The sequence below is a fragment of the Dyadobacter sp. UC 10 genome (assembly GCF_008369915.1).
In the GTDB taxonomy this organism is placed as follows: Bacteria; Bacteroidota; Bacteroidia; order Cytophagales; family Spirosomataceae; genus Dyadobacter.
Genome location: NZ_VSRN01000001.1, coordinates 3516661 through 3542559, shown reverse-complemented (window position 1 = coordinate 3542559; position 25899 = coordinate 3516661). Strand labels below are relative to the sequence as shown.

At 44.7% G+C, this 25899-nt stretch carries 17 protein-coding genes and 2 tRNA genes; 11 read left to right on the top strand and 8 right to left on the bottom strand.

What is annotated here, in order from left to right; genetic code table 11:
* The first annotated feature begins 66 nt into the window (after positions 1-66).
* The 7 genes from FXO21_RS14595 to FXO21_RS14565 all read left to right on the top strand — a co-directional run bounded on the left by FXO21_RS14595 (position 67) and on the right by FXO21_RS14565 (position 10383).
* Positions 67-2268 carry a glycoside hydrolase family protein gene (locus FXO21_RS14595; protein WP_149640757.1) on the top strand — a complete coding sequence of 734 codons (2202 nt, stop codon included), beginning with the start codon at positions 67-69 and terminating at the stop codon, positions 2266-2268.
* Positions 2269-2454: 186 nt separating this feature from the next.
* Positions 2455-3582, top strand: a complete 1128-nt coding sequence (locus FXO21_RS14590; RefSeq protein WP_149640756.1) for a glycosyltransferase family 4 protein — start codon at positions 2455-2457, stop codon at positions 3580-3582.
* Positions 3579-4601, top strand: coding sequence for an NAD-dependent epimerase/dehydratase family protein (locus FXO21_RS14585; protein ID WP_149640755.1), 1023 nt, complete (start codon positions 3579-3581; stop codon positions 4599-4601). Before FXO21_RS14590 ends, FXO21_RS14585 begins: the two co-directional genes overlap by 4 nt.
* Before the next feature lie 231 nt (positions 4602-4832).
* Positions 4833-5834: a sugar transferase gene (locus FXO21_RS14580; RefSeq protein WP_149640754.1), complete on the top strand. Its 1002-nt coding sequence runs from the start codon at positions 4833-4835 to the stop codon at positions 5832-5834.
* Positions 5835-5877: 43 nt separating this feature from the next.
* The gene (locus FXO21_RS14575) at positions 5878-7299 is read left to right on the top strand and encodes a capsule assembly Wzi family protein (RefSeq protein ID WP_149640753.1); all 1422 of its coding nucleotides are present in this window, start codon (positions 5878-5880) and stop codon (positions 7297-7299) included.
* Between the two features lie 224 nt (positions 7300-7523).
* Complete coding sequence (locus FXO21_RS14570; protein WP_225865692.1) at positions 7524-8792, top strand: capsule assembly Wzi family protein; 1269 nt, start codon at positions 7524-7526, stop codon at positions 8790-8792.
* 103 nt (positions 8793-8895) lie between these two features.
* On the top strand, positions 8896-10383 hold the full coding sequence (locus tag FXO21_RS14565) for a capsule assembly Wzi family protein (RefSeq protein WP_149640751.1): 1488 nt from the start codon (positions 8896-8898) through the stop codon (positions 10381-10383).
* Positions 10384-10389: 6 nt separating this feature from the next.
* On the opposite strand, the gene FXO21_RS14560 is transcribed toward FXO21_RS14565, so the two are convergent.
* Positions 10390-10779: an HIT family protein gene (locus tag FXO21_RS14560; protein ID WP_149640750.1), complete on the bottom strand. Its 390-nt coding sequence runs from the start codon at positions 10777-10779 to the stop codon at positions 10390-10392.
* A gap of 122 nt (positions 10780-10901) precedes the next feature.
* Between FXO21_RS14560 and FXO21_RS14555 the strand changes: the two genes are divergently transcribed.
* Positions 10902-11612, top strand: coding sequence for a 3-keto-disaccharide hydrolase (locus tag FXO21_RS14555; RefSeq protein ID WP_149640749.1), 711 nt, complete (start codon positions 10902-10904; stop codon positions 11610-11612).
* On the opposite strand, the gene FXO21_RS14550 is transcribed toward FXO21_RS14555, so the two are convergent.
* Together FXO21_RS14550 and FXO21_RS14545 are read right to left on the bottom strand one after the other, a co-directional pair.
* Entirely contained in the window at positions 11607-15587 is a 3981-nt protein-coding gene (locus FXO21_RS14550) for an AAA domain-containing protein (RefSeq protein WP_149640748.1), read from the bottom strand. The genes FXO21_RS14555 and FXO21_RS14550 overlap by 6 nt on opposite strands.
* 23 nt (positions 15588-15610) lie before the next feature.
* On the bottom strand, positions 15611-16687 hold the full coding sequence (locus tag FXO21_RS14545) for a TerC/Alx family metal homeostasis membrane protein (protein ID WP_149640747.1): 1077 nt from the start codon (positions 16685-16687) through the stop codon (positions 15611-15613).
* 356 nt (positions 16688-17043) lie between these two features.
* On the opposite strand from FXO21_RS14545, the gene FXO21_RS14540 reads away from it, so the two are divergent.
* Positions 17044-17116 (top strand) — tRNA-Gly (locus FXO21_RS14540).
* Positions 17117-17186: 70 nt separating this feature from the next.
* Positions 17187-17272: transfer RNA gene (locus FXO21_RS14535), tRNA-Leu, on the top strand.
* Positions 17273-17466: 194 nt separating this feature from the next.
* Here FXO21_RS14535 and FXO21_RS14530 read toward each other — a convergent pair.
* Positions 17467-18450 carry an ISAon1 family transposase gene (locus FXO21_RS14530; protein WP_225865555.1) on the bottom strand — a complete coding sequence of 328 codons (984 nt, stop codon included), beginning with the start codon at positions 18448-18450 and terminating at the stop codon, positions 17467-17469.
* Positions 18434-18793, bottom strand: a complete 360-nt coding sequence (locus tag FXO21_RS14525; protein WP_149638820.1) for an ISAon1 family transposase N-terminal region protein — start codon at positions 18791-18793, stop codon at positions 18434-18436. Before FXO21_RS14525 ends, FXO21_RS14530 begins: the two co-directional genes overlap by 17 nt.
* Before the next feature lie 160 nt (positions 18794-18953).
* Between FXO21_RS14525 and FXO21_RS14520 the strand changes: the two genes are divergently transcribed.
* Positions 18954-19379, top strand: coding sequence for a hypothetical protein (locus FXO21_RS14520; protein WP_149640746.1), 426 nt, complete (start codon positions 18954-18956; stop codon positions 19377-19379).
* Between the two features lie 69 nt (positions 19380-19448).
* On the opposite strand, the gene FXO21_RS14515 is transcribed toward FXO21_RS14520, so the two are convergent.
* From FXO21_RS14515 to FXO21_RS14505, 3 genes are all read right to left on the bottom strand, one after another.
* Positions 19449-20906: a rubredoxin gene (locus FXO21_RS14515; RefSeq protein ID WP_149640745.1), complete on the bottom strand. Its 1458-nt coding sequence runs from the start codon at positions 20904-20906 to the stop codon at positions 19449-19451.
* Between the two features lie 11 nt (positions 20907-20917).
* A complete protein-coding gene (locus FXO21_RS14510; protein WP_149640744.1) occupies positions 20918-24451 on the bottom strand; it encodes a nitrate reductase in 3534 nt (1177 codons plus the stop codon).
* Between the two features lie 122 nt (positions 24452-24573).
* The gene (locus tag FXO21_RS14505) at positions 24574-25890 is read right to left on the bottom strand and encodes a NarK family nitrate/nitrite MFS transporter (protein ID WP_149640743.1); all 1317 of its coding nucleotides are present in this window, start codon (positions 25888-25890) and stop codon (positions 24574-24576) included.
* Positions 25891-25899 lie beyond the last annotated feature (9 nt).

Here is a 25899-nt window from a genome sequence, read left to right as displayed (position 1 = left end):
GTATAGTTACGATAGAATTAGTTCTACTATTCTGTCGGACAATTCACCCCGTGTTCACTTTTTATTATGAAAATCATACAACTACTATTAATTTATTTCACTACTGCCCTGGGATGCGCATTTTCAGCCATCGCCATATCAGCTCCTAAAATCGACCCCATTCGATTTTCGATTACCACGAAAGCTAATCAGGTGGCTATCGATGAGGAATTTACCATTGATATCAAGGCCAGCTTGATGAATATTCCGGCGAATACACTGTATATTTTTGAAGGTGCCAACTCTTTCAGACTTAAAGTAATACTACCGGCAGGGTTTCAGCAGACGGGAGGTTCGTTTTCTGATTTTAGCGGCGCCGAGCTTACCGCCGCACGGCCCTCAGTTACTTATCAAATCAGAGGGAAGTTTGTTACAAAAGAGAGCGGAGGAATTTTCCAGCTTCTAAGAAGTCACAAAAACGCAAACAACAGCAGTGACTATGTCGAGGCAGGAAGACTTTCCTTTAATATGTCAGAAGTCAGAGATGATCTACAAAATGGCGAAACAGCCAGAATCGACTTAACTCAGTCCTCACCTCCCTTGATGCCATACTTGACTATGGCTCAGCTAAGGGCTTCTGCAGACACTTCGACATCGGTTTTCATCACCGATAGTGGCCGGGCTGGAATCTTTAAACATAATCCATCATCATCTAAGACAGACGATGGTGCTCTGGTAATTGTTTCCTCAGGGAAAAGGTATGAGCGTGTATATGAACAAGCGGTGAATGTAGAATGGTTCGGGGCGAATGGGGATGGAGCTACGGACAATACAGCAATATTCCAGGCTGTATTAAACCGCGGTGATATAGGAACTATATATTTCCCAAAGCCGGCAATATCTTACAGGCTCAAAAACATGAGCATCCGGTCTAACAAGAATTTGATATTTGAAGAGGGTTCAGTCTTTGAGGGACTGGGAACACTTGGGCCGGAAGAACGCATGATGATGATGAATGCCGTTCAAAATGTGTCCATTAAAGGTTACAATGTTGTTTTTAAAGACCAGAAAGCGAAGTATACCAGCGGTCAGCAACGACATATCTTCACGATGCTGGGTGTAACAAATGTTGTCATAGAAGGTGTTGCCGCAAATGATAGCGGAGGAGACGGCTTTTACATCGGCTCCAGCAATCTCCGAAAGTATTCCGAGAATGTAAAGTTGATCAATGTGAGCGCAGATAATAACAGAAGACAAGGCCTATCGATTGTTTCCGGAAAAAATATTGAAATCATCAGCCCACTATTTACGAATAGCAAGGGAGAATATCCAAGTGCAGGAATTGATATTGAACCGAATCATGCGGATGAGTTTTTAGAAGGAATCAGAATCGTAAACCCCACTACCAAAAATAATGCCGGTGCCGGAATTACAATTCTGATTGACGATTTTAAAGGAACAGACCGTGTAGTTGATATTTCAATAAGCAACCATAGCGACGATGGTAGTATGTATGGAACATATATTTCGAAAGCAGCGGGAGCGATTGCTGGTTCCATTGTATTTCAGAATCCGATATGGAAAAATAACCGTACAAACGGACTCTGTGTAAGTAATTATAGTGCCGCTGCATGTCCCATTCAAATCAATGACGCAACAGTAATAGATTGTAATGTGGCAGGAACCGCCCACGCACTGTTTGGAGCCGCCTTTCTGATTTACCGGGAAGCAAATGCAGTGGGTGACGCCAACATCGGAAATGTTCACGTGATTCGTCCAAAAGTGTACGACACTCGAAGTGTTAAGAAAATATTTTCGGCGATCGCATTCGATGATGTGTCAAAAAAAGGGTCTGTAAAAAATTGCAGTCTGATTGACCCGGTCGTCTTTGAAGGCCTCGACCCAGTAAAGTACGTGCATTTCGCTGTTTTAGAGAATCTTGCTCTTTCTGACAAGCATCAGAAACTAACCTTTGATATAGCTCAGGCTAATCGTACACTGACCTATGGCTTTTTCAAGCGTGTCTTTCACAATGCAACATCAGCCGGGATCCGCACCATCTCTTTAAATACTCTACCTGCTAACTATCCTGAAATTACCTTTGAAGTGCGAGGACCACAAATACTGCGCCTGATCCCTGCTGCGGCAAATAATATTTTACCCATTTCAGCAGTGAATGGCAAATATATTCAAAGTAATACCATTGGCAGTAGCATAACCTTGTACAAAGTCTCTACAAACACCTGGCAGGTCAAGCACATGATCGGGACCTGGACTGTACAGCCATAGATTGCAGATATCATAAAGTTTATTCCGGGAACATCACATTGTTTTCAGAATAAACTTTATTTTTGCAGCCCATACACTATACTTATATGCAAAAGAAACCTCTAACCACAGAAAGAACTGGTATTTGCTCAGCTAACTCCCTCCTAAGGACAATTTATTTATTACTCATCTAGGGATACCAGTTTAATGACGAATAAAAACATCCTTCTCCTTGCGCACGACGGAGAAGATTTTTTCAAAGCGAGGATTTCTCTCGCGAAATTTCTCAGGCAAGAGGGTTATCAGGTATTTGTCATGCTTCCGCACGATTCATATACCTCTCTCATTAACGAAGAGGGTTTTACAGTCCAGAATTCCAGCCTGGAGAGGGACAACACGAACCCGCTGAATCTTATCAAAACTATCTTTGAAATTCGCAGCTTCGCCCGTGACAATGAAATCGCATTGGTCCACTCTTTCAAGTTCGTTCCCAACCTGATTAATTCTTTTTCAAATATACTAACGTCCAGAAAAGTTGTTCTGCACATTGCCGGGCTGGGGATAGCCTTTGCCAACACCGGACTGAAGTACCGCTTTCTAAAATTTGTTCAGCAACTGCTTTTTCTGATCCAGTTCCTCCGCGCCAATCTGGTCATTATTCAAAACCCTGACGATTATGATGATTTTCTGCTGAAAAAACATTTCAGGGATAAAATCAAGGTGGTAAAAGGAAGTGGTGTAGATGTTGAAAAATTTTCACCGGATATTGCTGAAACATCCCCAAAAAGCTCCAAGATCACCTTTTTATGCACTACCCGCTTGATCTGGGAGAAGGGCATAGCTGAACTGGCCGAAGCTTTCGAATCGCTGCCTGTTGATTTAAAAGAAAACCTGCAATTACTCATCATTGGTGAACCTGATCACAAAAATCCACGCACGGTTACCGCCGATTTTATTGAAAAATTTAAAACAAATAGCTTAATTCGTTTTCTGGGAAGGCAGAATAATGTAGCCCAGTTCCTTCATGCATCGGACGTTTTTATACTTCCGAGCTATTACCGGGAAGGTATTCCAAGAAGTATTCTGGAAGCGCTGGCGTGCGGTTTGCCGGTCATTACAACGGATGTTCCGGGCTGTAACCTGACGGTTATCCAGGATAAAAACGGCCTGGTCATTGAACCGCGTTCAGCGTCGGCGATCAGGGATGCGGTAATCAAAATGTTGTCCAGGCGAGATGAATGGAAGATCATGGGTCAGTCGAGCAGGCAGCTCGCGTTGGACGAATTCTCTGAGAAGACAGTTTACAGCCAAATAGTTAAGTTATATCGGTCATGAAAGTACTAGTAACTGGTGCAGCAGGTTTTATCGGTTTTCACTTGGTCAAGAAACTGATTGAGGATGGTCACAGTGTGGTGGGGATCGATAATATCAACGATTATTATTCAGTTGATCTGAAAATGGACAGGCTACGTGAATGCGGTATCGAAATAGCCGGTCACACTGACGGAAATTCTTACCAAAGCACAAATAGCAGCTACATTTTTTGCAAGCTTGATCTGACTGACATGGAAGAGCTGGCTCAACTATTTGAAGTTCATCGTTTTGATTATGTTGTAAATCTGGCCGCTCAGGCAGGCATTCGGTACAGCATGGAAAACCCCCGCAGCTATATCCGATCGAACGTTGAAGGATTTTTTAATGTACTGGAATGCTGCCGGATATTCCCGCCAAAAAAGTTGGTATATGCAAGCAGCTCCAGTGTTTACGGATTAAATACCGAACAGCCATTTGCGGTGGAGCAAAAATCGGAAACCCCGATCAATGTTTATGCCGCCTCAAAAAAGACAAATGAACTGATGGCGCATGCGTATAGCCATTTATATAACTTCACGACAATCGGACTTCGGTTTTTCACGGTTTATGGTCCCTGGGGCCGGCCTGATATGGCACCATTTCTTTTTGCGGATGCTATCACACAAGGCAAACCCATTACCGTTTATAATAACGGTCTGATGAAGCGTGACTTTACGTTTATTGATGATATTATTGATGGCATGGTCAGTGTTTTGAACACAGATCACACCACTAAATATCAGGTTTTTAATATAGGAAATGGCAAACCGGTCGATTTGATGCATTTTATAACATGTCTTGAAAAGGCATTCGGCAAAGAAGCGATCAAGAATTTTCGGGAAATGGCTCCGGGAGACATTCAGTCAACCTGGGCAGATACGGAAACACTGAAAAGCGCAACCGGATATGTACCAAAAATTGATATTGAGGAAGGTGTGGGAATATTTGCCAGATGGTTCGAGGCATATAACCGAATTGGAAATATTGCACATGCGGAATAGTGACCGTCTCTTATCAAATGACATGAAGGCAGTCAATCGAAATAATTCAATAATCCATCGATAGATACGCTTACTTATTTCGCTATTAAGTGTTTTCGCTTATTGCATCATTAAAAAATTATATTTATTTTATAAAAACATAATTTTCTTTTTAGAAACTTTATAGCTAAACTTGTGTCCCCAACACGTAAATCAACACAACACTATTTTTTTCATTAAAAATACACACATATGAGCAATACATACGTATCGGAGAAACGGTATATTCATCGCTTATTAAGTAAAAATTCCGTTTCTGAGGAGGTACTGATTGTCACAAGTTATGATTACTTTCTGCAGAAATACGATCTCGCTTTATTACTGAAAAAATATAAGGAGATCATTCTTATACCCCATAGTTCAGACGATGATTATCTGCTGAACCATACGGTAAGGCCACTGCTGGACAAATTTGAGAAGATCCACCTGGTTACTAATCCACAATACGATAGACGGAACCGGGTTATTTACGAACTGGTTGTCAGAAAAAACAAGTCGATCAGGATTAATACTGTTTACGACTTTTGCGAAAAAATCCTTAAGAAAGTCTACATCCCAGACGACGTATCTGAAATTAACCCCAATTTATTATCACTGCCCACATTCGGGAAGAGGGTGAGGTATCCGAAAAAAATTATCGACGTTTGCATTTCCATTATTCTCTTTCTCTGCACATTCCCACTCTGGATATTGAGCTATTTCAGGATAAAAATGCAGTCTCCAGGCCCCATATTCTATTTCCAGGAAAGAGTTGGGATGAATAACGAATCATTCAAATGTATTAAGTTCAGATCAATGGGTCTGGATGCGGAACAGAACGGAGCCTCATTCTCCAAGAAAAATGATAGCAGGACGTTCTCTTACGGCTCATTCATGCGGCAAACGCGCATAGATGAACTTCCCCAGCTTATCAATATTTTCAGAAGGGATCTTTCACTCATTGGCCCACGTCCGGAAAGACAGGTATTTACTGAGACTTTCGATGAAACTATTCCGTATTATAATATGCGGCATAATATCAAACCTGGAATTACCGGGTATGCTCAAGTAATGTATTCTTACGGTGCGGGAGTTTTTGATGCGCGGCACAAGTTGATGTACGATCTCTATTACATAAAAAACTGGAGTCTTTTTCTGGAACTCAAGATCATTTTACTGACCGCCGTTGTAATCCTTAGGAAAAGAGGCAGGTAGTGCCTTCACTATTGTCCTTTACCGGTATAGTCAACCACATCTGATGAGGGTTACTTTTATAATGCTGCTGATTTCAGTAGCTTTTTCCTCGAAGATTTTCTCGCAAGATTCCACGTTTCACTACGCTCTTGGGGTATCCGCAGCAGCGTCTTCTTCGTCTGTCCCTTTCTGGCTGCATGCCAACCGAAACGGCTCTGTGCCCACTCAAAAGTCATTCGCATTATTCGAAGCACGATTTCATAGGGTTTACAATCCAAATAATCCAAGGTTTTTTCAATGGTCAGGTGGCGCTGAACTAATCGGTAATGCTGGAAAAAAAACAACTGCCTTTTTTTCTGATTTGTTTATTGCAGGAAAAGCCGGACCGGTGGAATTGAGTGTAGGACAAAGAAGCCAGGCAACCGGGCTGGCGGATACTTTATTGACCAGCGGGTCCTTCGCAATGTCTAATAACTACCGTCCGTATCCCAAAATCGAGATCAGCACGGTACGCTTCGTTAGCATCCTGCCCCTGAATGATATCTTTTCATTCAAATTTTCTTATTCCGACGGACTGTTCGGGCCGGCAGATGTTCATTACGGAAATGTTAGCAGGATTAGCGAGAGCTATTTTCACCAAAAGTCGCTATATCTGAAACTTGGCCGTAACAGGCATCGTCTCAATCTTTTTGCCGGATTCAATCATCAGGTGATGTGGGGTGGCGAAGACAAAATTTTTAGCGGTGGCCTGGAAAGGAAGCAAGCGTATAACTACATCGTATTTGGAAAACCATGGGCGTCAAGCAGGGTTGGAAATCATTTTGGAACTATTGACGTCGCCGCAGACTGGAAGGGTGATCAATGGGGTTTCTTTTTGTATAGACAAAGTGTCTATGAAGACGGTTCGTTAAGCAATTTATCAAATCTGGCTGACGGTCTTAACGGTTTCAGGATCAAGCGAAACCAAACGAGCGATATGAGTCAAACATTTCGTATCAATACGGTTCTGATAGAATTCCTTTATACGAAAAACCAGGGAGGCAACATATTCGATTTCAACAGCGGCACTTTCGGCCGTGATAACTATTTTAATCATTACGTGTATAATAAGGGCTGGTCTTACAGGGGCCGAAGCCTTGGAACCCCACTTATAGCACCGCAGCACTTAGTCCGCGACGATTTACGCTCGTTCTATACGCTTTTTACGCCAAATAACCGGTTGTACGCTTATCACCTTGGGCTTGCTGCTTCTTACGGAAAAACCGATTTCACCTTCAGAGGCAGCCATTCATTTAATTTCGGGAGTTATTCTACTGAATTTCCCGGGATTGTAAGGCAAACTTCTCTTCTATTTACAATGAACATTCCTCTTTTCGATAAAAAAAATGATCGGTTGACCATCGATCTGGCTACGGATTTTGGCAAGTTGTTTCCGAATAGCGCTGCACTGATGGTCGGATGGAGGAAATCCGGTTTTATCCGATAACTTTGGCAAAATATCAATCGATCATCGGAGGAATAACTTCTATATCTTAAATGCCCGTTTCTGTTTGTCAGATTAGAATCTGCCTAATTCTATGCATTTCCTGCTTTGCGTTAAATGCGTTTTCTCAAGACTCAACACTTTATTACAAAGGTTCAATTACTGCGGCAGGCGCCACTGGCCGCACTCCATTTTGGGAATATGCCAATCAACATGGAAGCGTCCCTTTGGATGGAAACTTTGGCTTAGCCGATGTAGGGATATACAAAATTTACAATCCGAATAACCCGAGGCAATTTCAATGGAGCGGCGGGATTCAGGCGATAGGCAGCTATGGCAAATCAGGTAAAGTATTTTTATCAGATGCATATGTTGCAGCCAAAATAAATATATTCGAGGTCCTCACCGGACAAAAAAGAATGGTATCCGGGTTAATGGACACAACAATGACTTCCGGCTCGTTATCCATGGCAGGAAATGCGCGACCGTTCCCCCGACTTCAAATAGCCATCCCAAAGTATTTTCCTCTTTTTTTTACGAATAATTTTGTAGCGTTCAAATTTTCGTATTCCGATGGTTACCTTGGCTCAACCAGCATCAACTACGGCAGTGTAAGTCAAATCCCCAACTCCTACTTCCATCATAAAAGCCTGTATATCAGACTAGGAAGTAAGGCCGATCGCTATAAGATATTTCTGGGGGTAAACCACCAGGCTGTATGGGGAGGCGAGGCAGAAACCACGCCATTGCGGAAACTCAAGCCGTCGACGGCTTACTTGTACACTGTGATCGGCAAGACAGTCGATTATAGAAAGATCGGAAATCACTTTGGAACCGTAGATATAGGCGGAGAATGGAAAGGAAAAGACTGGTCCTACTTTTTGTACAGACAAAATATTTATGAGACCGGATCTTTGTTCAGGATCATCAATTATTCTGACGGACTCAACGGTTTAAGTGTGAAAAGGCTGACTCCCCTGCCAAAAGGATCGTCCTACTTCGCATTTCAATCCTTCCTGCTGGAAGTGCTTGGAACTCATAACCAGATCAACAAAAATCCGCTTTCAGGATTGAATATTTTCCGGACTGGCAATTACTATAACAGCTATTTGTTTAACCGTGGCTGGGCATATTACGGAAGCGGGATTGGTACACCGTTGATTCCAAATGCAGGCAATACCAGGGACGACTTACCGAGGAGTAAATCGGAGTTTACCAATAATAATCGTTTGTGGGCGTTCCATACTGGTATAACTGCTACCTGGATGAATCTGAAGCTTGCGTTCAAAGGCACTTATTCACGCAACTCGGGGTCGTTTGTCAGTTCTTTTGATTCCGTGAAACAGCAGGCATCCGTTATATTAAGTGTAGAAAAAAATGTCAGAATTATGAAAGGCGGCGCGGTATTCACAAGTATTTCTTCCGATTTTGGTGACTTATACGAAAATTCAACCGGCTTGATGTTAGGATTTCGAAAGAGTGGCTTTCTGGATTGACCCCGGTTTTCCGGTTTGAGTGCAATATGAAAACCAAAAAGTAATAACTATTTTTACCATAACAGCAACATTATACACGTCGCGGAAGCATGAGGGTATTTATATGAAATATCATTATTTTCTTTTTTTGTTGCTGTTGCCTTTTATCGGCTTTTCTCAATCCGACAACAAGCAGCCCGAAGTATATACAGATTCTACAACTAATTATGTTGAATTGCTGGGTTTCGGTACCACGAACGGTTATACTCCTTTCTGGCAGCAGGCAAATCAATTCGGAGTAGTACCGGTTCTCGGACCTTTTGGCTCTGTCCGGGGTGGAGTCGAGGGATACTGGCCGATGTCTGCGAATACCGGCAGAAATGTGTTCCGCGTTGGGGCCGGAGTCGAAGCCGTTGCCAATATAGGCGAAACCTCGAAAGTTCTCCTTCCTCAACTGCACGCAACGTTAAGATATAAAAATTGGGAATTTTATGTCGGCCGTAAGAGACAATGGGTGGGACTGGCCGATTCCACATTAGGTTCTGGTTCTTATGCTTGGTCCGGGAATGCACTTCCTATCCCCAAAATCCACATCGGAACTACCCGCTTCGTTCCGGTTCCTTTCACAAAAAAATGGATCTCGTTTCAGGCGTTTTATTCCGATGGTCTCTTTGAACGAGGCAGGCCGATAACCAGCGGGCTAAAATTCCATGAGAAAGCATTCTATCTCCGCATTGGGAAGGCTAACTCGACGTTCAAGCTTTATGGAGGCTTTAATCATCAGGTACAATGGGGTGGAAGAAGTAAAGTCGACCTGGGCCTGGCAGGAGAAGACGGAAACTTCCCTGATGGATTCGCAAATTATATCAGTGCTGTCACTGGCGCAATAGGCGGCTCAGGTGATGATATCGTACACTTTGACAGTACCAGCAGGATCGGGAATCATTTAGGCTCAATAGACGCAGCCATTGAAATTGAAACCTACGGAATGAGCCTATTCCTGTACAGGCAATTTGTTTACGAAGATGGTTCCCTGTTTTACTTAACCACGCTGAATGACGGTCTTTACGGCGCGAGGATTAGAAAGAAAAATTCGTATGGCGCTAATTTCGAAATCACTGAAGGTGTGTTTGAAATGTTATACACCAAAAATCAGGGCGGAGATATTTTTGTGCTCCAGAACGGAAAATACCGCGGGCACGACAACTATTTCAACAACCAGCAGGTACGTGATGGCTGGTCCTATTTTGACAGGACGATTGGTACGCCATTTATTCCTCCTACTTCTCAGACAGACTGGAAATGGCCGAGATATGCGAACAATTTTACCAGTAACAACCGCGTACTCCTATATCACCTTGGATTAAAAGGGACGCTTTTCAGGAGATTGGAGTGGCAGACAAAGCTTTCCTATTCGCTCAACTACGGTACCTACCTTGAAAAATACCTGAGCATCCCGAAACAATTCTCAGGTTTGTTTGCCCTGCAAACCAAAGTTGATGTCCTCGGCGGCCTTACGGTAAAAGGATCCTACGCAACCGATATCGGCGATCTTTACAGAAAAACCCACGGTTTTATGCTGGGGGTACGAAAGGACTTCTCTTTCTATTGATCTGCACTAAAAGTTCTCCCGGATCCGCGTAGCAAGTGCTGCCAGCTCTTCCTGCGATACCTTGATTTTTTCGCTAAAATCTGCGTCAGCCATGCTATTCAGTGGTAGCAAATGAACATGAGCATGAGGCACTTCCAAACCAATTACACTCACTCCTATTCTCAGGCACGGAACCGTTTTTTCAAGTGCCGGAACAATGCTTTTTGCAAACAGCAGCAGCCTCGAATAAGTATCGTCGTCGAGGTCAAAAAGATAGTCCACTTCCTTTTTGGGAATAACAAGCGTATGCCCTATCGCGATTGGAAATGCATCCAGAAACGCAAGAAACTCATCCGTTTCGGCAATTTTATGGGAAGGAATTTCTCCGTTTACGATTTTTGAAAATATAGAAGCCATTTTAAAAAGTTTAATTCACGTACCTCGCAACAAAATTATAGGCGCTGAACTTTCAGCCAGAATAAGTATTTAAAAACTCAAAAGTACTTAATATTGTGATCCAAATTTTTAACAAACACAACATGAATTACATGAATTGGAAAGCTTTCAGCAGAGCATCACTGGTAGCGATAATCGCATTGGCTTTTTCATCAAATGACGCCGAAGCACAGGGAAAAGGGAAATGGGTGACCCTTTTTGATGGAAAAACACTGAACGGCTGGCACAGCTGGCAGTCCGACGAAGTATTGCCACAGTGGAAAGTGCAGGACAATGCGATTGTTCTTACCGAAAAAGGAGGAAAGGACCTGGTTACGGACAAAGAATACGGTGATTTTGAGCTGGAACTCGAATGGAAAATAGCCGAGGCTGGTAACAGCGGGATCATTTACCATGTGATTGAAGATAAAAAATACTGCTGCCCGTACTCAACCGGCCCGGAGATTCAGATATTGGACGATGTAAAACACCCTGACGCGAAGGCTGGCAAAAACGGTAATCACAAATCGGGCTCACTCTACGATATGCTGCCACCTGACGATTTCAAAACGGTGAAACCTGCGGGACAGTGGAACAAGGCAAAAGTGGTAATCAAAGGCGGCCGCGGTGAAAGCTGGCTGAATGGCAAGAAAGTAGTTGATTTTCCAACTCAGGGCGGAGATTGGGAGAAAATGGTAGCCAACAGCAAATTCAAAACCTGGGAAGGCTTCGGCGCTTCGCCAAAGGGAAAAATCGCTTTGCAGGATCACGGCGACAAAGTTTCCTTTCGGAACATCCGCATCAGAGAGTTATAATATATCCATTTCAAGGGTACCTGACCAATACTCGCGGCTGTAAACCCGCTTGAAAGGCCAGTTTTTCATGCGAAGGAGAAGGGGCAGATAAGCGTGTGGTTCTTTTGACGACTTGCTCTCGTGATAGAGATCATCGTCTGTCAGGATCAGACCTTTATAGGCCCCTTCCGGTTTTACGGTAATGTCTCCGAATGGAAGCTCTTTTTTGTAGTCGGCGTTAAATTTGATAATACGCTCCTTCAGTAACCAGTCTGCCCGAAAATTCCTGACAGGTGCAGGAGAGGGCTCAAAACGGCCCTCTGATACTTCCAGTGCATATTCGAGATATGCTTTCAGAATCTTAGGCCCAGCATTGGCAGTTTGCTCAGTCTGTAACTGTGCCGGCCACAAGCTGGTAACGAAGTAAATACGTTCCCGTGCCCTGGTAATAGCCACATTCAGCCGGTTCTCTCCCCCGGGCATATTCAGGCTCCCGAATTGCATTAAAAGTTTGCCGCGCTCGTCGGGTGCGTAACCCATCGAGAATATGATAATATCACGTTCGTCGCCCTGGACGTTCTCTATATTCTTGACAAAAAGATCGGGAATACTTGTATTTTCCTTTTCGAGACTGTCCAGTATAGCTGCCTGCTGATAAAAATTGAATGTCACAATCCCCAGACTTTTACCCGTCAAAGCCAGTTCCCTCACCAGTTCTGTCACTTTCCCGACTTCAACCGTATTTATATTATTCTTCCAGACACCATCGGTTTTAATATACTGAATGCCGGGCCGGTTCGTATTAATGTCCCGAAACTCAGGTAAAAGTTTTAATGTCCCTTTATAAAAATTTTTGTTGGAAAAATCGATCAGGTCAAGTGACTGACTGCGGTAATGCCCCGTTAGCTGAAATTGCTCCATCGACTGCGCCGCCAGATCCAGCAGCGATTCGATTTCTATTGCAGCCGTAAAATCCTCCTCCCCGGTCCTATCCTCATATCTGACTTTGTACAAATCGCTCGGCGGCAACTGTTTGCTATCACCCGTAACAACGAGCTGTTTGCCTCGAAATGCGGCTGGCAAACCATATTCGGCATAGCATTGGGAAGCTTCATCAAATATTACCAGATCAAAAAGATTCTGCAGCATAGGAAAAATAGCAGATACCGCTTCGGGAGAGGCCATCCAGCAAGGTACCAGCGAAAAAACCTCCTCTGAATAACTGTCCATCAGTTTTCTGATAGGCCATATCTTCCGCTTTTTGGTTACCTGATGCCCTAGTTCCCGGTACGTTACTGGGTTCCCCAGACGGTTTTTTTCAATATCATGATAAGTCCCTTCCCGCAATTTGATAGCATTGATATCAATGCTAAGTTTCTGTTTTAATCTGATACTCGCCTGAAGTTCGGTTTCCCATTGACCCATTTTAAGAGATGTAACAGATCGGAGCTCAGGATATCTGGTCTCAATATGTTCAATCCAGGCTAGCTTGACGCTATTTTCAAATAGGTCAACCATTGCGTCAGTACTATTCAATCCGGTTTTTCTACTTTCTTCAACCACAAGCGAAGTGGTATTCTGCCAGATCAACGGCATTTCGGAAAAAATTCTGTCCATATCTGCCAGCGAATCGAAATCCCGGTTCAGCGAAATAAGAAGATCGCCCGCATAATCGTGTGGCTCCTGAATCAGTTTATCTATCTGCGCCGGCAACAGGTAAGGGAGCATTCCCTTTTCCATTCGGGTCCAGGTTTCCAACCACGCCCGCAGACCTTTCAACGTCGATTCAAATGAGGTGTAATCCAGGCATTGAGCTGCTATTTTTGTCAATATTGGATACCAGGGCTGCAAATTTGCCCGGACTGCGGCGTCCGCGGCGGCTTCTGCCTGCTTGAAGAATTGAGAATGAGCAACCCCGGGCTGACTGTCTTCATAATTTGACTTAACAAATTCAAACCCCAAACTGTCATTCCGCAACCAGCTCTCCAGCTCCTGCCGGTTCCTCAACCGTATCTGGAGTTTTTTGAGATCATCCAATGAAATGGAAAGTCCGTTTTCACGCGCTACTTTTTCAATTATCTTTTTTTCCTTCCCAAAAATCTCCCAGAAAAATCCGGAAACAGCTGATTCCTTCGATTCAACTGCTTTTTTAAGGGATATTGAAAATGCGCTTATGTCGCCGGCGCTCAGTGAAAATTCAATGCCTTCTTCCTGCAGAAAACCTTCTAATGTGTCGGCAGTTTGTCTGATAAAAGCAAGTCTTTCGTGACTATTGGCAGCTGATAAGATATAATTTTGAAACAAAAGCCATGAATCATCGGAAAGCAGGTCCAGAATGTCAGTGAACCTTTCCAGTGCTTCCGGTCTTTTCTCTAAAAACTGAGCAGAGAATTTCTCTGCAGTAAGTGCCTGGAATTTTTCTTTTTGTTTAGAAAAAGCTTCCGGCCAGTCACGAAGCATATTTTCCATATTTCGCAATTCAGCAATACCAAATTGTGCGAAACTTCGTCTGGGAAACCACTCGTGCTGATCAGAAATGTGAAAGGAATATTCACAATAGGTTTTCAGTTTTCTTTTGAAATCGTCCCAGGTATCAAGCCGGAAATGCCTGTATAGATCTTTAAGCAGAATATATGGGGATTGCAGGCTGCTTGTCAGATAGAGTTCTTTGATACTCACTCCCGCTTCATTTTCATCGAAAAGCGCCTTACGGAAAGCATTTAGTTCTAAAACAGTTTTATCAATAGCCCGGCTTTCCTGGGTGAACTGCCTTTCCAGAAAAACGGCATCCAAACTGTAATTCTGCTTGCGGTAAGCATCTACTTTTTCGATTTGTAAGGCTACCTGGCGATACAATTCCGGGCGGTCGTTTTTGAAATCATGGATAAGTGCCACGAAATCACTCATCCCGATGGTTTGAAGCCGCTGGTAGACTACATCCAATGCTGCCCTTTTCTGGCAGACAACCAATACCCGCTTACCCCTGGAGGCAAAATCGGCTGTGAGGTTGCATATCATCTGAGACTTACCACTTCCAGGGGGCCCCTGCACAACAACCGATTTGCCCGATTTGACATTCAATATAATTTCTTCCTGCGCTTCATCAATCGGGAAAGGTGTTAAAATGTCCTCTTCCTTAACACTGGCAACAGGTTTTGAATCCGGCTGAAGCACTTCAAGCTCTCTTTCGTCGTTCCTGATCAGCGGAATTGACAGAGAATTAATCTGCTGATTTTCAATCAAAATATTGTAATCCGGAACCAGATAGGATCCGGCCTGCGGAAATATCCCAAGCACTGCTTCCGGAAACAATTTCAGCTCGCCATTCCGCTCGTTTACTTCCAGCTCAGAAGATTTTTCAGCGCTAAATGAAATAAGCGTCTCGTCAAAAAGGGCCTGATTGAAATTGACCTTGAAAGGCGTTGTTTTCAGCCATTCATACAGCTGCGTTCTGAATTCCAGAAAATCCTTTGAGAAATCATCAAACGACTTTTCAAGTATATCGTCGGAAACAGCCGTTTCGTTGAAATGTGCATAGGCCAAAGCAAAGCTCTGATTCAACACAATATTGCTGTCCTCCCTCGGAAAAAGGCACCATTGCTCCCGGTCCATTTTGAGGTTGACCGGGAAAAACAGGAACGGCGCATGAATAGGCGTGCCGTCGGCCAGTTTCCCTTTTACAAAAGGATAACCTACAAACAAATCGCGCGAACCTCTCTCCTCTTGTATAAACTGCTCTGTCCGACTGATTTTCCGAAGCCTTTTACTGACCAGGTTTACTTTCTCATACCTCGAATCAGCAACGTCACAAAGGGTAACGCGGGCTTTCAATTGTACCAGCTGACTGATCAGCTCAACAGAGGGTTTGCCGAGCAGAAAATCCGTTTCATGCAAATCAATAAACTGCTCGGCTGCCAAATGCGTCAGCAACAGTGATTTATTTCGGGTACTAAGGTTGGTAAGTCGTTTTAAGTAAGCTTTCAGAATCCGGTCCATAAATACCAAAACGATTCCGAAGATCAACTATTGGACAAAACTTCCTTATCACTCGCTTTTTTCTCAGGAATAAGTACAGACGCCAGGATGCTGACCGCCAGAATTCCTAAGATGACGTAAAGCGAATATACTGTCTGAAAACCCATTTCTTCCAGCGGGGCATGTGCCAGCATTTTCCCGCCGATAAATACCAACAGAACACCCAGGCCATATTTCAGGAACCTGAACAGCCCCATGATGTTACTGAGGAAGAAGAACATGGAGCGAAGCCCCATGATTGCGAAAATGTTGGAGAAGAATACTACATAAGGATCTTTGGTAACCGAGAACACAGCCGGAACAGAGTCGACAGCAAAAATCAGGTCTGTAAATTCAATGATCAGAACAACCACGAACAAAGGGGTGATCAGCCATTTTCCTTTTTTCAATACGAAGAAATGCTCTCTCACGTACCTCGGGAAAACGGGTAGGTACTTGGCCGCGAATTTCACCACCGGATGCTTGGCAGGATCGATTTTCTCGTCCTCTCCGCCTTCAAAAAATATCTTCCCCCCCTGGTAAACGAGTAGTAAACCGAAGACGTAAATGATCCATTCAAAGCGCTGCATTAACGCAGACCCGACGAAAATGAATATGAAACGCATCACAATAGCTCCCAAAACTCCCCACAGCAACACTTTTTTATAATATTGAGGCCTTACCCCGAAAGAAGAGAATATCAGGATAATCACGAAAATATTATCGACCGAAAGCGCATATTCCAGCAGGTAACCCGTAATAAACTCGAGCGACATATTTTTTCGGTAAATCTCGACACTTGCTTCAAAATCACCTGGAACCAGTTTAAGGTGCGGTGCGTACTTCCTGGCGATGCCTTCCAGTTGCTCATAATTCACCATTCCGTGAATCAGGTCGCCATGGGTCCTGATGATCACATAGAAGACCATCGCCAACGCAATCCACGCAACGGTCCAGGCGGCGGCCTCCTTGAATTTAACTATATGGTCTTTGGTCTTGAAAAAAACACCCAGATCTAAAAGAAGCATGATGGTAATCATCACTATAAAGCCTCCGAAAAACAATACTTCGTTGGAAAACATGAAAAAGCTTTGTTAAAAATTCGATTCAAAAGAGAACATTCAGTCTAAACGGAACGTCGCGCCGCTTAACGGCACGGTTCTGCAACGATAAAGGTAATCAAAATATAAAATGGATAAATGAAATCGGACGGACGGTAATTATCGTGCCTGCATTCAAAATATTTTCCTGATATACTCAAATGGGCCGCTTCTGCACCTCAGTTGATATGTATAGCGAAAAAAATCACGCACCTCCGTCCTTGATTTACAATTTGTTAATCCCGGCACATGCTTTTTTTGCTAAATATTTCACATAAAAACTTGCGTCAAAAAAAGCGGCTACATACATTTGCACCACGATAAACGCATCGACTAATGCGAAAGTAGCTCAGCTGGTAGAGCGCGACCTTGCCAAGGTCGAGGTCGCGGGTTCGAACCCCGTCTTTCGCTCAGAGACACAAGCACCGGAGACGGTGCTTTTTTTCTCATAATAGTGCCAGAGTTCGATCAATGGCTGATTGCCGGGGTGGTGGAACTGGTAGACACGCAGGACTTAAAATCCTGTGAGCCGAAACGCTCGTACGGGTTCGATTCCCGTCCCCGGTACAAAAGCCCTTCAACATAAGTTGAGGGGCTTTTTTGCGTTTAATTCTCCAAGATCCCTATTCGGACTCCCTTTTGAATAATGGCAACAGATTTTTGGTTTGACTTCGCTTATAGTGACTAGACAGAACTTTTGGCATTATGAAGCTTGGTAGCCGTATACCGGCTCAAGACCAAAACTTGTGGAGCAACTTGGATTAAGCATATAATTGAGTAAGGCGATACAGGAAGAACTCAACGTTTCTTACCCCTCTGAACTGTGCTCTGAACGCTTTGATTTTCGCGTTGAAGGATTCGGCAGATGCGTTAGTGCTGCGGTTATCAAAGTAATTAACGATTGTCTTATAGTGGTTTTCAATCGAGCGGGCTACGGTATTGAATGACTTGAAGCCAGATTGCCGGACCTTTTCATGCCATTTGGCTAATCTGGTCAACCCATATATTTTTTCCGTTGTAGTCGTGAAGATGTTACTGAGCCCTATCGTTAGCTCGTACGCTTTTTTCAAATCGGGGAAGCGTTCAAAAAGAAGCAGGGCGCGTTCTTTTTGGCTGTCTGTCCAGGTATTGGGCTTTTTGTATAGCGCGTACCTGCTTCGAGCCAGTAGCTGTTTAATGGTGTCGCCATTAGATAATATCTCTGGATGATATTCATTCTGAGACATTTTAGCCTGCTCAATAGCATCGCTTTCCTGATCCAGGACTTCCCAGCGATGTTTGATCCGGATATCTTGGAGGGCATCAACTGCGAGTCTTTGAACATGGAAACGGTCAGTCACTCGCACCGCCCGTGGAAAGCATCGCTTGGCAATCAAGGACATACTGCCCGCCATGTCCAGGGTGATTTCTGACACTTTCTTCCGCAGTGGTTCCGGGATTTTGCGAAGTACTTCAATCACTGCTTCTGCCTTAGTTCCAGCCACTATTGCTACAATGCTGCCACGGCCACCTTTGGCAGATTTATTGGTAAGGATTGTATACAATTCGCCGTGCGAAAGACTGGTTTCGTCGATCGATAGATGAGATCCTAGGTTTTCGGGATACAAGAGCCATTTTTTTGCATGACCTCTTTGCTTCCAATCTTTAAATCCACTCTGAAAATCACGATACTGCCGTAGCAAAGCCCTACCATCAACGCCATAGAAACGACCAATGCTCCAAATATCATTAGCCCTCGTATCCACCAATTTCTTTTAAAAAATCCGCGAATTCAATAGTCATTCGCGTGCCTTCTGCTACTTCTGTCCAGTCTCTATGGACAACTTTGCCAGTCTTGGTATTGAGCCACCTACGACGTTTAATATGAAGGAATACCTTGTGGCCCCGAATTGGGAAATCCTGCAGGGTAATGGTGGGGAAATAACCTTTGGAGAGCAAGTCTGCCTTTATTGGATCAGCTTCTGGATAATTTTTCTCTTCCAAATAGACGTGATAACGTTCCTCTGACTTCTCTACATGGGTCAGTAAGTAATTCTCAATTATAAAATCCGGTAAGATTAACTCGATAAGCGGCAGGAAACTCTCCAAAACAAACTGGTTTGATTAAAAACACAAACCTAGATAAATCCTATCCGCTCCACAAGTTTTTGATTTGATCCCGTATACCTCCAATTCTTTTTACAAAACATGGCTTCATCCTACCAACTAAAAAGTATCGATATGCGTCCCGTCATAAAATGTTCTCCCCATGACAAAGCTTTTATTTGCGCTGACCATACCCTTATTTTTATTAGCCTGTAAAAAGGATAGCCCAAAACCAGACCCGACAATTCAAACTATTGTGGGAACGTGGAAACACACTGCTTACGAAAAAAATGTAAATGGGGTAAAAACTTGGGCCCCTATTGATGTTGAGCCCCACTACATGACTTTCAGGTCCGATGGTTTGATTGTTGACTCAAATGGTCTGCCCCAGTGCTGCGCACCAAAGGCATATTATGTGAATGGCGTACTGTTTGAAGTACAACCAAAGGAAACAGTACCAGTTAACGATCAATGTGGATTGGTGGACTGCATCAGCTGCGACACATGGAATATTGAACAAACAGAAAATGAGCTTATTGTTACTATTTGTCAGCCTCATAATCTAAAGTCAAAGTACATTCGGGAGTAATTTCTTCGGAGTGGTGGATAAGTAATTAAGGATTTGATAATCGTAATTCAAATCGGGAGCTTTTTATTCTTAAAAATCGGCGGTTGCTATCATTTCCTCCGCTAATACCATTTCTGATTTTCCCGTCCCGCATACTGCACAGCAATAGTTTTCGGGTAAGTCCGCAAATGGAACACCGCATGGAATAGCCTGGACAGGATCCCCAAAATTTTCATCATAAACAGTAAAACAATCTGGGCATTGGTGAATGTGCCTGGTGGATGACTCCGGATCATTCATCTCCGACGCCACCATTTGCATCTCCTCTTTCAGACGATTATTGTTGAACCTGCGGCAGAGCCTTTCCAGTTGCACTGCAAGCTGCATTTTATAAAGTCCCTTCTCGAAAAGGATCAGGCGGCGGCTGTTTGGGTTGAAATTTTCAGTAAAATAAATGTCGTATTGACTAAAAACAGCGAGCTGCCCGATGCGTAAAAGGGGCCGCTTTTTTATCAGTACGGAACCAAAAACTTCCGATTTGGGGCGCGTTTGTATACCGAAGCAAAGACCAAAAGTGCGTGTATCGTGTTTCGCGAAGTATCGTATCAGATCATTTTTCAGGATCGCGCCTTCGTCGTGATGATCCTCTGTTTGCCAGGCCAGCTCATTCGCTGCATGCCGGACGTTAATGTTATGTTTGCCCAGAATGCCGCTCCACTGATTCCGGTACTGATCCTCGATGTTTTTAATGATAATGGATTTCCAGGGTGTAAGACAAATTTCACCGATCTTCGTTTTTAGACAAAGCGCACAGACATCCAGTAAAAAATCTACCGTAAACAATTCATCCCTGCGGTATAATCCCAGCCAGGTCCGCGATTCATACCTGTTAAAGCCTTCGTAATAGGGTAAGGAAAAAGACGGTAGTTCCAATTCTTGTGCAGCTGGCTGCGAAATGTAGTGAATCCTTTCGCTGACCGCCTGAAACAAAGTTTTTTCCTCTGTCACATTTTCCGTCAACATGCATTCCTCCACAGCTTTCGCTACTTTCCCTATTTCATTCGTATAAATCAGCTCCCGCCACCGGAATACCACATTACTTTGCTTCGGTCGCACATACAAATACCAGAAATGCGGCTCGGGAGAAGAAATAAAATTGAGGTTGCCAGTAAAAAAAGGAGTAAAACTTTGGTTCGAATCCGAGATATTGATCTTTAATGCGGGTTGATAGTCAATGCTGTCGAGCACTGAATGATATTCATTTGCGACCAGCCACTGGCCCGTTTTAAAAACATCCTCCCCACAGTATGAACTTACTATATTCGGTTCCCGGTCGGTATTCAACTCATAACGGATCTCTTTTTGTTTAAAATGTTTTTCCAGAAACCGCATATCCTCATAATGCACGGTCATCAGCATCTGCTGACGAGAGCCAAAGCGCACTTTCCGTACATTTGCTTCACTTGCGGACAACAGCACTTCCTTCAAAAATCCTGGTGAAGCAATGCCTCCGGGGAGGTTGACTTTCACGGTGTAATAGTCTCTCATAATCAGAAATCTTAGATTGCAACCAGACTTTCCTCCACTATTTTTTTTAAGATTGACTTCACTTCCGGCTGGCATGATCCGCAACCTGTACCCGCTCCTGTTTTTGTACAAAGCTGCTGGAAATCGGTACAACCCTCCCTGATCTCCTTTTCCAGGTTTCCTTCCCCTACATTGTTACAGGAGCAAACCAACTTCCCCGAAAGCGGATCGGCCTGCTTGCTGGCGCGCAATAGCTGCAACCGTTTCTCCGAAAGTTCAGAACCGCTGGCGATCAGGTCGCGGAATTCAGCAAACTCATTTTTGTCCCCGATCATAATCGCCCCTACGAGCCTGTCGCGGTGAACGATGCATTTTTTATAATATCTTTTCGACTGATCTGTGAAAACGATCTGCTCATAGGCAGGATCATTTGGCGGCACTTCGGTGAGTCCGATGCTGCACAGATGCAATCCTTCCATTTTCAGGATATTGATGGAGATACTTCCTTTATAAGGTTGGGAAATGTCGCCCGCCAGATAATTGGCAATCACAGCTGCCTGCTCCTCCGCGCCGAGCGTTATGCCCCACATTTTGCCGTTCCATTCGGCAATTTCTCCCGCTGCATAAACAGATGGGTCGGAGGTCTGCATATAATCATTCACGACCACCCCGCGCTTGCATTCCAGCCCGGCTTCCTGGGCCAATTCAATATTCGGGACCGTACCCATTGTCATCACAACTACCTGACAATCCAGTTTTCTGCCTGATTTCAGCCGGATACCTTCTACTTGACCGGTACCCGAAAACGTGGCTACTTCATCGTTAAAGAACACTTCAACACCTCTGTCGAGCAACTCCTGATACAGCAATTCACTGGCAAGCGTATCCAGCTGCCTTTCCATAAACCGGCCGCTGCGCTGGATTACCGTCACCCGCGCATTCATTTCCAGAAAAGAAGCCGCTAATTCCAACCCTAATATACCACCGCCGACAATCACGGCGTGTGGGTCTTTTTGTTTTAAAAAGGGCAGCAATGCATCTGCATCCGGGCGCGAGCGCATATTGAAAATACCTCTTAAACGTGGCACTCCTTTTGGCATAAATGCACGGCTACCTGTACCCAGGATAAGCCGATCATAAGTGTGCTCCTGCCCGTCGGTATCGATTACGATCTTGTTTTTTCGGTCAATATTGGAAATGCCTAGTCCTTTGTGTACGATAATATTATGCTCCTCAAATTGATCTTCACGCAATCTGACCAGCTGATCCCAACGCTGCGCACCGCTGATATAGTCGGGCAGCATTACCCGGTTATAAAATGGATTGACCTCTTTGGAAAACACATGAATTTCATCCGCCTGATTCAATGCCCGATACGCATTGATAAAACCCAGACCAGCCGAGCCAGCTCCTATTATAATGATCTTTTCAACCGGTTTTTGGTACAAACAAACCTCAACCGCGGAAAATTTGAAATCCGGCTCCTTAGACCTGGGATCGACCAGAGAACTGGTGATGTTATTGGCTCTCACTCCATTGCTTCCCAATATTTTCCCCCAATGCATGGGAAGGAAACACAAACCCGGCCGCACGTCTTCGGTAACCTGCGCTTTTACCCGCACTTCCCCTCTCCTGCCCCGCACAATAACCAGGTTACCTTCACTGATATTGCGCTTTCCCGCGTCGTAGGGATGTATTTGTAAAAATGGTTGGGGAATGTGCTTGTTCAACTTTGCGACGCGACCGGTTTTCGTCATCGTATGCCACTGGTCCCTGATCCTGCCGGTCGTCAAAATCAACGGAAAATCTTCGTCCGCCGGCTCCGACGTATTTTCATCGTCGACCGCGTGGATCTGCGCTCTTTTGTTGGGAGTATAAAACTGGTGATCCGTAAAAAGCCGGGCGTTATTTTTCCTTTCTTCAAATGCGCTATTTTGTGCAGGGAATGGCCACTGTACACTTCTGTTTTTTTGTAAAACCGCATGGCTCACTCCGGTAACATCGATTTTAGTGCCGGCGGTGATTTTCACATATTCATCATAAACCTCGGAAACGGCACTATAACTGAATGAATTGCCAAAACCCATTTTGGCAGCAAACCGCCAGATAATTTCGGCGTCGGGCAAAGCTTCTCCCGGAGAGTTCACTACTTTGGGTAAATGTGTAATACGCCGCTCCGCGTTGGTCATCGTACCTTCCTTTTCCAGCCAGGCCGCCGCAGGCAATACAACATCTGCAAAATGCACAGTATCCGCCCGATTGGAAACATCCTGCACCACCACAAATCTCGCTTTCTTCAATGCACTTTCCACGGCATTCATATCCGGCATACTCACCAGCGGGTTGGTATTAATGATCCAGATCGCTTTCAGTTTATCATCTGCGAGCGCCTCAAACATCTCCGTAGCTGTAAGTCCGGGCTTGCTGCCAATCTCAGCCGGAGTACCCCAGAATGCTTCCAGCTCCTGTCGGTGCGTTGCGTTGGCTACCTCCCGGTGGCCGGGTAAAATATTCGCTAATCCGCCCGTTTCACGACCGCCCATCGCATTCGGCTGGCCGGTAAGCGAAAAAGGCCCGTTTCCCGGGGTACCGATCCTGCCGGTTATCAAATGCAGGTTAATGAGGGACAAATTTTTATTCACACCAATCACCGACTGGTTCAATCCCATTGTCCAAAAAGACAAAAATCCGCGCGACTGCCCGATCCAATCGGCCGCCAGCTCAATATCCGCCTTTTCAACACCGCATAGTTCCGCAGCCTCTGCGATCGTGCGCTGCATGACCTTTTCACAATAGGCTTGGAAACCGTCGGTATGATCGAGGATAAACTCATTATTCACATACCCTTTTTCAATCAATAACCTTCCTATTGCGTGATTCAGCACGATATCAGTGCCGGGAATGATTTGCAAATGCAGGTCGGAAGAACGCGCTGTATCGGTACGGCGCGGATCAACGCAAATAATTTTCACATCCGGATTAGCCGCTTTATGCGCCTCGATCCGCCGCCAGATAATAGGATGGCACCAGGCAGGATTGGCGCCCGTCACATACATAACATCGGCCGCCTCGATATCATCATAGCACACAGGCACGCTGTCCTCACCCAGTGCCAGCTTATAACCCATTACCGCCGAGCTCATGCAGAGCCGCGAGTTGGTATCTATGTTATTGGAGCCGATAAAGCCTTTAATCAGCTTGTTGACCAGGTAATATTCTTCCGTCAGGCATTGCCCTGAAACATAGAAGGCAACCGAATCAGGCCCGAATTTCTTAATGAATGTCTTGAAAACCGCAGCAGTCCTTTCCAGTGCGTCGTCCCAGGTTACCCGCTGCATCGGCATAGACCGGTTCATACGCATTTGTGGATACAACAATCTGTCCGACTGGTCCATTACGGTATAATGCAGGTTCATCCCTTTGGAACAAAGCATTCCCTTATTGGAAGGATGCTCTTTATCTCCTTCGAGGCTCAGCTGACCATTGCTTTCTTTCGTCACCACCACCCCGCAGCCTACGCCACAGTAACAGCAGGTCGATTTGTAGGATGTTTGAGGTGTTTTCAATGAGTGAATGATTGAATGAGTGAATGAGTAAATGGGGCACTGGTGCAATCAGCGGCAGTGAAACATCTCGCCCTTTCAATAACCGTTGGCTTCAGCCGACGGAGGTGCGACACTGCTAACGCTCAACTCCCCACGGCCTCAGCCGACGGCGAAAGGGTCTCTGCCATGACGGCCTGTTCCTTCTCAAAATTGATTAATGCGACAACCGCCGCAATACAGGCAATAGCGCCACCGATATACATAAATGCTTCCGAATAGGAAATAGAGCTTGATTTAAACAGAAACCCAGCCAGCACTGCGCCTACATTTCCGCCTGCTCCCACAATCCCGCTCACCGAGCCGATCGCTTTTCTGTTAATAAAAGGGACGATTGCGTATGTGACCCCATTCGCCATTTTGAGGAACATCGCGAAACCCAGCATCGTAATAACCGCCACTGCCAGGCTGCTGCTTTGCGCAAAAAGTGCTATTCCAATGCCTTCCAAACATAATAATGCGGCGAGCAACCTACCTTTTCCGATCATACCATACTTATTGCCCACCTTATCAGCCACAATCCCACCGATTGCCCTGGCGAAAATGTTCATGAAACCGAAAGCACCTGCCAGTATCCCCGCGGTAGCCAGCGAAGTTTCATAGTTTTCAAAAAAGTAAAGCGCCGCCACGTTATCAAATGTAATCTCTATCCCAAAACAAGCTCCGTAAGCCAGAAACAATGCCCAGGTACGCGGATCTTTGGCTGCTTTTGCCAATGCTCCTTTCGTTTTCACTGACTTTTCACTGGAAATTTCCAGGTCTTCAAAATTGCCGGCCGGGGTATCTTTTGTAAAACGATAATAAACGAATGCGAAAACGAAAAGCAGAACCCCGGGAATGATCATCGCCACACGCCAGGCCGACTCAGGCAGATAACCCATGCTAACGAAAAACCCGAAAACAAGCGGCATGACCATATTGGTGATCCCGCCGCCCAGGTTTCCCCATCCACCAGCTACTGCGTTGGCCGTACCCACAATTTTTTTGTCGAACATCACCGAAGTATGGTACTGCGTGATTACAAACGAAGCGCCGATCACCCCGATTGCGAGGCGGAAAAGCAGGAATGCTTCGTAGGAATGCACCAGCCCGACGGACATGACGGGAATAGAACAAACGCCCATGAGCGCCGCGTATGTTTTCCTCGGCCCCCACGAATCGCAAAGTTTGCCGATCAGGATCCTGGCCACCACCGTTGCAGCCACAGATGCGATGATAATATTACCAATCTGTTCCTTGCTCAGTCCAAGGTCTTTCTTAATAACTGTCATCAGCGGAGCCAGTCCAAACCAACCGAAAAAGCATAGAAAGAACGCAATCCAGGTAAGATGAAAGGTCCGCATTTGTACACCTTTGAAACTAAAAATATTTAATTTCTCAAGAGGTTTCTGAGTTGTTTCCATTGTAATAAG

Excerpts from the sequence above, each read along its gene's own strand:
- FXO21_RS14595 (WP_149640757.1), top strand. The coding sequence starts at position 67 with ATGAAAATCATACAACTACTATTAATTTATTTCACTACTGCCCTGGGA.
- FXO21_RS14590 (WP_149640756.1), top strand. The coding sequence starts at position 2,455 with ATGACGAATAAAAACATCCTTCTCCTTGCGCACGACGGAGAAGATTTT.
- FXO21_RS14585 (WP_149640755.1), top strand. The coding sequence starts at position 3,579 with ATGAAAGTACTAGTAACTGGTGCAGCAGGTTTTATCGGTTTTCACTTG.
- FXO21_RS14580 (WP_149640754.1), top strand. The coding sequence starts at position 4,833 with ATGAGCAATACATACGTATCGGAGAAACGGTATATTCATCGCTTATTA.
- FXO21_RS14575 (WP_149640753.1), top strand. The coding sequence starts at position 5,878 with ATGAGGGTTACTTTTATAATGCTGCTGATTTCAGTAGCTTTTTCCTCG.
- FXO21_RS14565 (WP_149640751.1), top strand. The coding sequence starts at position 8,896 with ATGAAATATCATTATTTTCTTTTTTTGTTGCTGTTGCCTTTTATCGGC.
- FXO21_RS14560 (WP_149640750.1), bottom strand. The coding sequence starts at position 10,779 with ATGGCTTCTATATTTTCAAAAATCGTAAACGGAGAAATTCCTTCCCAT.
- FXO21_RS14555 (WP_149640749.1), top strand. The coding sequence starts at position 10,902 with ATGAATTACATGAATTGGAAAGCTTTCAGCAGAGCATCACTGGTAGCG.
- FXO21_RS14550 (WP_149640748.1), bottom strand. The coding sequence starts at position 15,587 with ATGGACCGGATTCTGAAAGCTTACTTAAAACGACTTACCAACCTTAGT.
- FXO21_RS14545 (WP_149640747.1), bottom strand. The coding sequence starts at position 16,687 with ATGTTTTCCAACGAAGTATTGTTTTTCGGAGGCTTTATAGTGATGATT.
- FXO21_RS14520 (WP_149640746.1), top strand. The coding sequence starts at position 18,954 with ATGACAAAGCTTTTATTTGCGCTGACCATACCCTTATTTTTATTAGCC.
- FXO21_RS14515 (WP_149640745.1), bottom strand. The coding sequence starts at position 20,906 with ATGAGAGACTATTACACCGTGAAAGTCAACCTCCCCGGAGGCATTGCT.
- FXO21_RS14505 (WP_149640743.1), bottom strand. The coding sequence starts at position 25,890 with ATGGAAACAACTCAGAAACCTCTTGAGAAATTAAATATTTTTAGTTTC.